Below are 12,484 nucleotides of genomic sequence, written 5' to 3'. Positions count from 1 at the left end.
CTTAAGAGGATCTAAGCCATGCGATTTTGAAGGTTTTTTTAAATCAAAAGCTACGAGAGCCTGGTGAATTTCATTCTCAGAGGGGATAGATCTATCGTTAGATAACCACCCGCTGTTGTTTGCAACTTTATTGAGATTACGGATAATCGTACGATGAATACCGGTATCGCGATTAATAGAGCGAATGCTTTGCTTAAATTTTAGTCGAAAAATGACTTGTTGTAATTCTACCATATTTCTCTTCCTTGGCATAAAATCTCCTTTTCGGGACAAGATTAAAAAAGATTGTCCCATGAAGATTTATGCAGTTTAAGAGAAATAAAGAAAAAAATTTTGGTAGCTAGGGTGGGTCACTAAAGGTGACGAGGGGGTGGGTCACTAAAACTGCCGACCCTGGGTCACTAACCATGACGGATGACACCTTTTCCTGATGATATCTCTTGTAATTTATTTCTGGCCGATTCCCGAACATTTTTTTCAATGATATCATCCACTCTATTAAGGGTGGCCGGAGCTATTATAGTATGATTATTTAAATAGTAAAACTTACTTCTTTCATTAAATAAGGAAGGGCGCTAGGGAAAAAATTCATCCCATAATTTGTTAATGCCCTCTTCAGCTCCCCTCTTCTTATCTATAATTTGCTTTAAAGTTTCTTGAAGAGCTTCTCCAGGAATGCCAAGAGCCAATAATTTTAAGATTAAAGTAGGTGAAATATTTTCTCTTCCCTTTCTTTCCTGGCGCACAACTTCAAGAGCTTCTTGTTTTAATTTTTCTAAGTAATTGTCTTTAATTTCTGGAAATAATGAATGATGGCAAGCCTCCGTACCCTGCGCTTCAGAACCCTGATATAGTTGAAATTTTGCTCCACGTGGCTCAATTTTACTTTTGGATTTGAAGAAAGCGACAGATAGATGAAAAAAAAGCAGCAAGCGCGTTTCAGCATGCATCTTCACAGCAGAGGATAATTCGCTGGCTGAGATGTCATCTTTCCTATTGTTGTATTTATCCATCTCGCCTATCAGCTGTTGAAGATGAGAAAATTTAAGCCAATCCTCTTGCGCAGCCGTCCTTGTTAAGCTAGGAATAAATTTATCGGTATTGAGGACAACTTGACGGTTAGTGGCGGGGTTGCTATCTAAAGGGCCTGCAGGCCTGAGTTTCAAAGAAAAAATTTCTTTAGCAAATTGAAATATTGCCAAAGACTCACTATCCCCTTCTTCCATTTGCAGCTAGTTATAAAGATGAGCTTTAAACTGCGGATGTGCCTCAATTTCTTCCTTAACTCGATTTACAAAAATTGTACTTACTCTTTCGTCTAATTGCTTCTCTTTTCCTTTCTCGTCAACTTCTCTAGGTCTTTTTAGGCTCTTTATTTGCAAGGGCTCAGAAGACGAAGAAGAATGGGGGCCTATAGGATGACTCATAAGACTCTCCTCTTTCCTATTAGAAATTAGATTTTTAGCAATTTGCCTTTGGATAATGCAGGTTTCATGCCAACTACTTGAGGAGAGGATTAAAAAGCTTTTTGAATGGGGAAAGTTAAAAGAGATCTAGAAAGGATAAATTTCCCTTAAGCTTCTATGCTTTAAAGGAGGAAAAGAAATTTTTTTAAGAAAAGTGAAAAAAAGCTTAAGGAGGATCTAAATATTTATTTAGCCACCTTATTAGCTAATTTTAATTAACTTTAAGAGACGGAGTAGCCAATGGAAGATTCTAACTTATGCAAAGACCTAGTAGGAGTGTCGGTGAAATAATTTAAACAAAAGTTATATTTTTACGATCTATAAAGAAGAAAAAGAAAAAAAGCGCCTTTTCCCTTTAAGCTTTTAATAAAAAGAGGCTTATACCTTAAGAAAGAGAAAGCAACTTGAAGACACCAGGCTTATTCCATTTATTTTCTCTACTCTTTTTTAATAAAAGGCAAACTCATCAGATTTTAGCTCTAGATTCAAGCCTGTAAAATCTAAAAAACATTAAAAATATTTTTGTTTTAAAGACTAATCTTAAGGGGAAAAGAGGTGGTTATCCGTTCACACTAAAGACTTAGAAAAATTTATTTTGGGAAGCTGTAAGCCTTACTTTACAGGGCAGGCGTAAATATTTTTGCAAAAGACTTATCAAAAAATAAGTTGATAATATATACGCTAAAATTAGCCAAGGAGATCCATTATGACAGCCTCTATTGATACAGATACTATCGTCGATAATCTTGTAAATAAAACCAAGCACTACCTGATCACGACCGTCGGTAGAATTGCTGAAGATGCTCATGCAGATGAAATTTATAACGCCCTTTCCTATGCTCTTCGAGAAGAGGTAATGATCCGTTGGCTAGCAGGGGTCCGAACACAAAATAGGCAAGATACCCGCATGCTCTACTATCTTTCTATGGAGTATCTGCCCGGACGGATTTTAAATAATGGAGTCACCAATTTCAGAGCCTTAGAAATTGTACAAGCTGTACTGCAAAAACTAAATCGCTCCTACAACGAAATTATCTACCATGAAGCCGATCCTGGTTTAGGAAATGGAGGCTTAGGACGCCTTGCTTCCTGTTTCTTAGATTCATTGGCTACTTTAAATTATCCGGCTCAAGCTTATGGGCTAAGGTATCAATATGGAATTTTTGAGCAACAACTTTGGAATGGTGCTCAGGTGGAAGCCCCTGATTGCTGGCTAATCAGTGGTAATCCTTGGGAATTTCGCCGCGATACTCGCCGTGTGCATGTTAAATATTGTGGAAATACTACTGCTCTACATAATATTCATGGCGATGATATTTACCAACTAAAAGACTTTGAAGAAGTGCAGGCTCTTCCTTACGATTATCCTATCGTAGGATATGCCAAAGATAATAAGTACTCTGTCGTAACTTTACGTTTATGGACGACTAAAGAATCTCCTCGCAATTTCCAGCTACAACGCTATAATGCCGGTCGCTTAGACCAAGCAGCTGAAAATTCCGCTTTAACAGATGTATTATATCCTAGCGATCATCACGAAACCGGTAAAAGGGTACGCTTAAAGCAAGAGTTTTTGCTTGTTTCTGCCTCATTGCAAGATATTGTTCGTCATTATCTGGCTCATCATCAAAACTTTCGCTCGTTTGCTGATAAAGTACGTATACAAATTAATGATACTCACCCGGCCATGGTAATTCCAGAGCTCATTCGCATGCTCATCCAAGAACATGACTTACCTTGGAGAACAGCGGTAGAAATGACACAAGCTTGTACCGGATATACCAACCATACTGTACTTAGCGAAGCTCTGGAAGTCTGGGATAAAGATCTATTTAACTACCTGTTGCCTAGACAATTACGGATTATTGAAAGGCTAAACCAAGAATTTTGTAATACCGTGCGTAGTAAGTATCCTCGTGATGAAGATAAGGTAAGACGCATGTCTATCATAGAAAATCAAAGCATTCGCATGGCAAATCTTTCTGTTATCGGCTCCCATTCAGTCAATGGGGTCTCAGAAATTCACTCAGAAATTTTAAGAACCCGGGTCTTCAAAGATTTTTATGAGATGTTTCCTGAAAAGTTTTTTAACGTTACCAATGGGGTAACTCAGCGTCGTTGGCTATTAGAATGCAATCCTGAACTTTCTAAATTTATTACTAAACGCATTGGAGATGGCTGGATCACGGACTTTGCCAGCATAGGAGAGCTGGCTAACTTTGCTAGCGAGCAGGCTAGCCAAGAAGAATTTTTGGCTATCAAAAAAAGAAACAAACAGCAGTTAATAGAATTTCTTAATGAAAATAATAGGCAGCGCAATGAAAAAGGCGAACTAGTTATGCCCTCTCCCCTGATTGAAGCCGATGCTATTTTTGATGTTCAAATTAAGCGTATTCATGAATATAAACGTCAATTGATGAACATCTTAAATATCATTATGACCTACCAAGAAATCTTAAAAAATCCTCAACATCAAAGGATAAAAAGAGTATGCATATTTGCAGGAAAAGCTGCCGCCTCCTATGATCTGGCCAAGAATATTATTCTTCTCATTAATGCTGTCGCCCGCAAGATTAACCAGGATCCTGCCGTAGCAGGTTTTTTAAAAGTCGTGTTCATTGAGAATTATAACGTTTCGCGAGCTGCTATTATTATTCCTGCTACCGATCTATCCGAGCAAATCTCTACAGCTGGTACGGAAGCTTCTGGTACAGGTAACATGAAATTGGCCATCAATGGAGCTTTAACCATAGGCACAGATGATGGGGCAAATATAGAAATGAAAGAATCTATTACTGAGAAGTGGTGGCCTTTTGCCTTTGGTGCTTCGAGGGCTGAGATAGAAAAAATGCAATTCGAGCATTCTTACAATCCTAAAGAAATTTATAATAAAAACACTTCCATCCAAGCAGCCTTAAATACCTTGCGAGATCATACGTTTGCTAATAATGAGCAAGAACATCAAGCTTTTAATGGGATATTTCAAATACTTCTAGAAGGTTTTTATGGGTCAGGAGCCGATCATTATTTTATTTTAAAGGATCTAGAAAGTTATTTTGAAACACAAAAAAAAGTAGAGCTTCTTTACGATAATCCTTTGCTTTGGGCAGAGTATGCGATTCACAATATAGCAGGGATGGGCAAATTTTCTACGGATGTTTCCATTAAAAATTACTGCGAAAAAATTTGGGGCTTAAGCCCTTGTCCTACTGATCCTGAAATATTAAGAAGAGTAGAACATGAATATAGGCAATATGGACGTTAGCCATTTCTCATTCATACAATTCTTTTATTATTTTGCTCTTTAAATTTAGGGGCTATCATAAAGGCCCCATTTTTGTATAAGCTGCTTATACAAACCTTTTTCTTTAACGCGAGCTAGCCCCTCATTAAAAAATTTAATAAATTCTTCGGATTTAGGACGACCTAAGGATACTAAACGAAGGCCTTGATGGGATAAAGGCCCTGTGGCTATTTTTAGCTTATTATCGTAAAAACTATGAATCATCATTTGTGCATGCCATATATCCATAATGACACCATCTATTTTGTCGTTTTTAAGATTTTCTAAAGCTGCGTTCATACTCTCATAGGTTACCAAGATAATAGAAGGATAACGGGATACGTCATAAATGGAAGAAGTTCCCGCAATGATACCAACAATTTTACCGTCCATATCCTCTAAGCGATGAGCATCAGATTTTTCATCCACGACAAGGACGGAACCTAATTCATATAAAGGATGGGAAAAAATATAGGTTTGGCGATTAAGGCTATTAGGTACCATAAAAGTAAAGACGGCGTCATAGTTTCCCGCCCTAAGATCTTCTAAAAGAGTATTAGGGTTAGCAGGAACAAATTGAATACTTAAATTTGCTTCTTTACCAGCAGCAAGCACTAGCTCTTCAGCAAAGGCTTGGACGTTCAGTTCTTTGCCAGTAAAATCAAAATCATTCCAATTGATATGGCGTGCGATAACTATGCTTTGAGAGCTTGATAAATGTTTTGAGAAAAAGCAACCAGCTCGGATCCCGATGAGCAACAAGGTTCCTAATAAAAGAATAACAAAGATACGTATTAAATTTTTATAAGCTAAAAAACTAGTCGATTCCACTTAGATATGTCAGTACTTGTTAATTATAGTCCGAACCCCAGTGCTATTTAAGAAAATTATTTTCTTTAAGTGCTAACCGCAGATCTTAGCAGATTTTGCTCAATAAATAAATCCATAAAATTAATCAGCTGGCCTCTATTCCTTTTGTAACATATTAGCAACTTTTTTAAATGCTTGTGGTTTCTCCAGATCGGCTTTATAATGCTAATGACAAGATTTTAAGGTTATCTAACGGCAGCGGCGTAAAAATTACGCTCTGGGCAAAGTCAAGATTTTGCCAAGCCCTTTTTAGGGTGAATTGAAGATTCCTTAAAAAAAACATAATAAACGGCTTGTAAGGTCTGTAGGCTTTTTTGCCCGTGCCAAAAATGCTTTTTTTTGCTCAAGCATTTGGGTCTCTTTTCTTTAAATGATTACAAACTTTCTATCTTCTTTTTTAAAGATGACAATTGTAACGTGATTAATATATGTAAAAGACAGATATACAATAGCTTGAATGATTTTCCTACCTGGTAAGCTCTCTCTCTTTTCATCGCCCCGACTACTGTTCTTCATGGGGTGCGCTATCGCTAGTCCAGGCTTTCTTTTTTGCCATGGCGCTTAATTCCTCAAAGGAGGATAAGGAACTACCCGCAGGGTTTCCACCCTCAATATTTTTTTCTCTCCCCTCAGCTATTCTCCTTATTGGAGGTTAGAAAAAAGCTAGTTTGTATCCTCAAATGCTGTTGGTTACGAATTTTTTTTCAAGCGTACTATTTCATCGTTATAATTCCTTACTTTTTTAGGAATGAGTCAGCACTTTTGAACCTTTAAACGCCTGTCAAGCTACTTTCATGCAGGAAACCCTATCTTCAAAAAGAGAGGGAGCAAAGCTAGGATGAACATTTGCTGCAAGGCTCCTTTAATAAAAAAAATCCTTTAATCTAAATAAAAATATTTCCTCAATTATAGCCTTCAGGGCAGTGTGGCAAGGCTTAACTCTTCAAAATTAAATTGATTTCTTGATGTAATTATACTCTTTATTTAAAGTGCGGTTAAGTCACTTTTAGGAGAAATAATATGGCCACTTTACAAGCAAATCATTTAGGGCAACATCCGAAAACCCACCATACGCCTGCTGAACTCTCATGTGATATGAGCCGTGTAGCGACCATTATCTTAGGTGGAGGGCAAGGCTCTCGTCTCTACCCTCTTACACGTTCTGATTGTAAACCTGCCGTTACTTTTGGTGGTAAATATCGCCTTATTGATGTGCCCATGTCTAATTCTATTCATTCTGGGTGCCATAAAATATTTATTGTTACCCAGTTTCTTTCTAAAACCTTACACGATCATATTTTTAAAACTTATCGACCAGGCACGTTCACGGCTGGCTTTGTGGAAGTTTTGTCAGTGGAAGAAAAACCTCATACTAAAGCCTGGTTTCAAGGAACAGCCGATGCTATTCGCCAAAACCTTGAATATTTAACCGATGTTCCTATCGATTATTTTTTAATACTATCCGGAGACCAGCTGTACCAGATGGACTACAAAAAAATGATGCAAGTTGCACAACGGACCAATGCAGATGTAGTCATTGCTACCCTGCCTATCGAAGAGAGCCAAGCTAGCCGTTTTGGAATCCTAAAAATTGATCATAATGAACGTATTACAGAATTTGTAGAAAAACCTACAGATAAAGAACAAATAAAAACGTTTAAAGTTAGCGAAAGTACCCTTAAAAAATTTCACCTTAAAAATAATAAAGATGGTGCTTGCCTAGGATCAATGGGTATCTATCTATTTAAAAGAAAAGCCCTTTTAAAACTTCTTCTTACCGATATGCGTGAAGATTTTGGAAAACATTTAATTCCCAACATTATTAAAAATGGCAACGCTGCTGCCTATCTCTATGATGGCTATTGGGAAGATATTGGAACAATTGAATCCTACTATCATGCCAATCTAGCCCTTACGGAAGATAAGCCAGAGTTTAATTGGTATGACGAAAAACATCTGCTAGTCACAAATAGTTTAAATCTTCCTGCTGCTAAAATTTACAATACAAAAGTACAACAATCTATTATTTGTGAAGGCTCCGTAATTGAAGCTAAAGAAGTTTTTCATAGTATCTTAGGGCCTCGTACTCAAGTAGGCACGGGCACTGTCATCAAAGATTGTTACATTCTCGGTAATGATCATTACCGTTCCCCCATGCAAGACAATCAAACATCAAAAAATTATCAAATTGGGCAAAATTGCTTGATTGAACGAGCGATCATTGACAAACATGCCTGTATCGGCAATAATGTATGTTTAAATAATGCAGATAAGCTCACTCATTATAACAGTAATGAAATTTTTATACGCGATGGCATTATTATTGTCCCTCGCGGGGCCTGCATTCCCGATGGTTTTACCCTATAACTTTAAGTAATTTTAATGGCAGTTTGGGCTCTAGCTGATTTACACCTTGCTTTTGGCACGCCTGAGAAAAAAATGGATGTCTTCGGAGAGCCTTGGATAAATTACACCGAGAAAATTAAAAAGAATTGGCTCAATTGTATTCAACCTTCTGATTTGGTTCTTCTTCCAGGCGATATTTCCTGGGCCATCCAACTAGAAGATGCTGTTATAGATTTAAAATGGATTCATGAACTTCCTGGCACCAAAGTGATGATCAAAGGGAATCATGATTATTGGTGGAGGTCTCTTACTAAAATAGAAAAAATTCTCCCTCCCTCTATCCATCTTATCCAAAACAATGCCTTCCACTGGGAAGGATATTCTATTGGCGGTAGTAGACTATGGGACAGCAGCGCTTATGATTTTAACGCTTATATAGAATTTAAAGAAAATCCTTACGCAAAAATTTTGCTAGAAAAAAGTGACAAGGTTGCAGAAGCTGAAAAGATTTTTCAGCGCGAATTACAGCGCTTAGAAAGTAGTCTAAAAAATCTTAATCCTCAAGCTTCCATTCGTATAGCCATGACTCATTACCCCCCTATTAGTGCCGACCTCAAAGACTCAGCCGTTTCCCAGCTATTAGAGAAATATCATGTCAACACCTGCCTCTTCGGTCATTTACATAATGTGAAAAAACATCTGTCCTTATTCGGTGAAAAAAATCAGATTCGTTACATTTTAACTTCAGGGGATTACCTTGATTTTATTCCTAAACTAATTTACAGCTAAATTTTTACCATTCCCTTCTTTCTTTATAAGACTTTAAAGTAAAATTTCTTAATGCTTTCAAAATTCTGATACGCCCCAACGCTCTTAATTGAGGCATTAAATAATTTGGAAAGGTATTGCTAATATTTATATTTGTAATTTTTTAAATTTTAAAAGGTATTCTTCATGACATTCTTTTCATCTATAGAAAGATCATCTGCAGCCCCCAGGGCTTCTTATTTTGCAAAAGCAAGCTTTTTAATGCATCCAAACGTGTTCCTAAGGCCCCCTCATTTTGGCATTCAAAAAATCTCTTTAGATCAACCTGAATTTTTTCATTCTATTCTTTCACTAAAAGATTTAGTAATTAAAAATCATGCAATGAATTTAGATTATTTTATAGTGCTCAGCCAAGACGAATTTCAGAACATACAGGTTTACGACGCTAACCTTTTTTTGAAATATGTCTGGAACGATCAGTTGAGCAGTTTAACTTCACCTCCTAAACATTTTGATCGAAATTTTGTGATTTACCGTACTAATTGTGCCGAGGAAAATAATGAGCTTCATTATTTTTGCAGTCGTGAGGATCTTTTAGATCCCCGCTATATACAATATATTAAAGGGCATGACATCGAGGCGAATGAAGAAGAGCGCCAAGAAGCTTTCATTTCTATCGCTCAAGGCTACGCAAAAGGAACTGGGCTCTTTGGCCAAGATTATACGCAAGCATTTGCTTGGTATGAGCGTGCCGCCCAATTTCAGCACCCCCTAGCTCTTTGTTGCCTAGCTATTATGAAAGAAGATGGACAGGGTACAACTCTTTCCTTAGAGCAAGCATTTTCTTACATGCATGAGGCTGCCAAGCATAATAAGCGCATGCAAGATCCTAGAATCAATTACATGCTTGCTCGTTATTATGAAAAAGGGATTGGAACAGAAAAAAACCCTCAAAAAGCATTAAAATTTTATTTAAAAGCTGCTGAAAAAGGTTTTCTTGATGCTTCTCAAAAAGTAGAAAGTTTACAAACGACAAACTGTCCATAAAGGTGAACTTGAAATAGAGGGAAAAGGGAATGCTAAAAAGCAGAGATAACAGCTAGCTGCTCATTATTCCCCTCTCTTATGTTAAGCAATTCAGGATAAAATTAAATAAAATTATTTACGAAAGTTAGGATACTTAATTCTAATATTTTTTAATTTCCTATTACTTTAACCGCCCTTGAGAGAAATTGCAGGAAGGCTTTATTTCCATTCTATAATCTTGCTCCTATCCAGCTTTTTCTTTCTTATCTTTAATTCTTAGCTTTTGTTTTTGCATGAGATTTTAATAAATCCCAGTGTACAATATTTCAACGCTGATAGATTTGCGAGAGGGTGGTTTTTTATAGATTTTGCTTTTATCTTCTTTATAAGAGCATCTAACAATGAACCCTCCTCTTTATAGAACTATGCAAATGTATCCTTAAGCTCATGCTTTTTAGCGCTAGCTTTTTCACTTGCAATAGAGTATATAGCCTCTATAAATGTCTTATCTTTAATACGCCTAGCGCTTCTCATGCAGACCAGCGCCTTCAAATCTACCCCCCTTTTGGGGCAGCCAATCTAATTTATGGGTACACCTTTATGAGTACACCAACCTTCTCGCTTCTCAAAACGCTCCCTACTCTTTTCTTCAATCGAAGGATAATCGTAACTCGCTTCTTTAGGTGTTACCTTTATAGCTTGATCAAAAAAATTTTGGTTTCTGCATGTAGATTCCCTTGATTACCTTTCACGGTGAGTAAGTAATAGCTTCCTTGATTGCGAAGTTATTTAGCTATAGCCTTTTGACATCCAATTGTATCCATAGTAACTACAGCTCCTTTGATATCAAGCATATTCAATAACAAGGGAATGGCAGTTATTTCGTTTGACTGTGTATCCATAGTAAGCTAGCCCAGTATTAGCTTATTTTCTGATGCAAACGCCCCAACCCTGTGAATAGCTTTTCCTTCGCAAGCAGTATCTTAAGATGCCCCTTAATGTTTTGTCCTCTATAGCCACACTCCTTTGACACCTTAGCAATATGTGGGGTATATTCCATGAAACCCCTTTTCAATGTCCTAGCAAAAACATAGAGGAAAAGCCTTCCTATAATGTTATGCACGCCTACTAGGCAAATTCCATGCTTTTGCAGCCAAGATAGATTGTAAGATGCCCATCAATGGATCAACACCCCCTCATCGTCACCACATAAAATCGCTAAGATGCTAAAGGTAACGATGGCGAACAAACTACAAATTTGGTTCCGTCGTTTCCTTGGATTTTCAAGCTTCTTAAATACAATAAAAACACTATTTGGCCTATGGGCATTCATTTACCCATCCTTCTTAAGGAAAAGAATGATAATCATATCCCTTGCTTTACCGGCTTAATTCTTTCTGTAATTTTCTAATATTCCCTAGTTTTTTCACTCTTTTGCTACTGATAAAACAATATATTAATAATTAATTATTTATTTTTAAAATAATTAAAAAATTACAAATTAATAAACTAAGTTAATGCTTTTTATTTAAAAATAATTTTATAATAGTTTTGTAAACATAGTATCTTAATATTAATTTAATATGGTTATCTATGGATGATAGTTCGCGTAGCCCATTTGTCAGAGCCAACCTTGATACCTTATCTCTAGAGGGCTGGAATACCCTTGTTGGCCAAATGTTAGATAGTCAACAGGAAGCTGTCAAAAAAGATGGAAGAAAGTATATTTACTTAAAACCCCGCGATAATGAAATTGCCTTAGGTCGTGAGAAGGAAGTTTCCTCGAGTTTTAAAAAACTGACTCATGAAAAAATCATAAGAATTTTTATTAGTAAGTTACCCCCATATTTGAGCGAAGATCAAGTAATTGAAACGCAGAAGAATATAAACAGAATTTTTAGCACAAAAGAAACAACAATTCTTTCCAAAAAGTTTTTTAGCATTTTTAGCTCTTCTTCTATTGGAAGTAAGCTACCTATCGAGATAGCTATGAATCATCGAGCTGTCCTTGGAGAGTTAGCAAGAACACTACCAGAAACTGTTCAAATTCTACGCTCTACAGCAGGGCAGACGGGAATATATTTTCTACATCATACCGATTATAGTGAGGCTCCTCTTGCTCTAAAATTAATGCCCCATCCTACCACACATCTGATTGCTGATCATTTTTATAGAAGGCTAAATTTTTCAACCCCTCTTTATACTGCATTTCCTAGAGAATCAGAGTTAGGACAACTAGCTTTAAAGAAGCTAGAGGATTTGGCGTTAAATGATTTAAGAGAAAAGCATGACCTGGCAGAAGATAGCCAAGAAGCAGAAATCTATGGAGAGAGAATTAGGCAACTAGAATATCAGCTAGAAAGTACTCAACATATAATGGTAATGAAGTATGTTCCAGGCACAACTTTTGCTGAACTGCCGGTAGATGAATTGATGAAAGCCTTAACGCAAGAGAAAATTTTATTGGATATAGGAGCAATGATCTTTTTAGACGTATTATTACATAATACAGATCGCATGCATCCTGAAAGATCAAATAATTTAGATAATTTACTATTACAACCTGAGGCCTCAGAGGAGGGAAGAAGTATAGCTTTAATTGATCATGATTTTAAAGTTGATAGTAAAAATTGGACAACTGTCGCTAAGACTCTTGTAAAGTTAGCAAAAGGGGAATTAACTGAAAAAATTATTGATAATTTATGCACCTCTATTAACATTAAAC

General features: G+C 36.6%; 9 protein-coding genes. 5 read left to right on the top strand and 4 right to left on the bottom strand.

Going from position 1 to position 12,484, the window contains the following annotated elements; all coding sequences use genetic code 11:
• From DB41_RS01605 to DB41_RS01595, 3 genes are all read right to left on the bottom strand, one after another.
• Positions 1–234: hypothetical protein (locus tag DB41_RS01605; protein WP_039383601.1), on the bottom strand; the 234-nt coding region annotated here is incomplete at its 3' end.
• A 341-nt stretch (positions 235–575) separates the two neighbouring features.
• A complete protein-coding gene (locus tag DB41_RS01600; protein ID WP_155117535.1) occupies positions 576–1,202 on the bottom strand; it encodes a hypothetical protein in 627 nt (208 codons plus the stop codon).
• A 30-nt stretch (positions 1,203–1,232) separates the two neighbouring features.
• A complete protein-coding gene (locus DB41_RS01595; protein ID WP_039383598.1) occupies positions 1,233–1,427 on the bottom strand; it encodes a hypothetical protein in 195 nt (64 codons plus the stop codon).
• Positions 1,428–2,172: 745 nt separating this feature from the next.
• Here DB41_RS01595 and glgP point away from each other — a divergent pair.
• Complete coding sequence (gene glgP / locus DB41_RS01590) at positions 2,173–4,731, top strand: glycogen/starch/alpha-glucan family phosphorylase (RefSeq protein ID WP_039383596.1); 2,559 nt, start codon at positions 2,173–2,175, stop codon at positions 4,729–4,731.
• 45 nt (positions 4,732–4,776) lie between these two features.
• Here glgP and DB41_RS01585 read toward each other — a convergent pair whose 3' ends face one another.
• Positions 4,777–5,508: an ABC transporter substrate-binding protein gene (locus DB41_RS01585; protein ID WP_162180900.1), complete on the bottom strand. Its 732-nt coding sequence runs from the start codon at positions 5,506–5,508 to the stop codon at positions 4,777–4,779.
• 1,131 nt (positions 5,509–6,639) lie between these two features.
• Between DB41_RS01585 and glgC the strand changes: the two genes are divergently transcribed.
• The 4 genes from glgC to DB41_RS01565 form a co-directional block, all read left to right on the top strand.
• Positions 6,640–7,986 (top strand): glucose-1-phosphate adenylyltransferase, encoded by a 1,347-nt coding sequence (gene glgC, locus DB41_RS01580; RefSeq protein ID WP_052243787.1) that lies wholly within the window; start codon positions 6,640–6,642, stop codon positions 7,984–7,986.
• A gap of 15 nt (positions 7,987–8,001) precedes the next feature.
• On the top strand, positions 8,002–8,754 hold the full coding sequence (locus DB41_RS01575; RefSeq protein ID WP_039383595.1) for a metallophosphoesterase: 753 nt from the start codon (positions 8,002–8,004) through the stop codon (positions 8,752–8,754).
• A 240-nt stretch (positions 8,755–8,994) separates the two neighbouring features.
• The gene (locus DB41_RS10500) at positions 8,995–9,780 is read left to right on the top strand and encodes a tetratricopeptide repeat protein (protein WP_162180899.1); all 786 of its coding nucleotides are present in this window, start codon (positions 8,995–8,997) and stop codon (positions 9,778–9,780) included.
• Positions 9,781–11,352: 1,572 nt separating this feature from the next.
• The coding region (locus tag DB41_RS01565; RefSeq protein WP_039383593.1) for a hypothetical protein at positions 11,353–12,484 on the top strand (1,132 nt) is incomplete at its 3' end.

Source organism: Neochlamydia sp. TUME1, assembly GCF_000813645.1.
In the GTDB taxonomy this organism is placed as follows: domain Bacteria; phylum Chlamydiota; class Chlamydiia; order Chlamydiales; family Parachlamydiaceae; genus Neochlamydia.
This window is presented reverse-complemented; position numbering and strand designations above follow the sequence as displayed.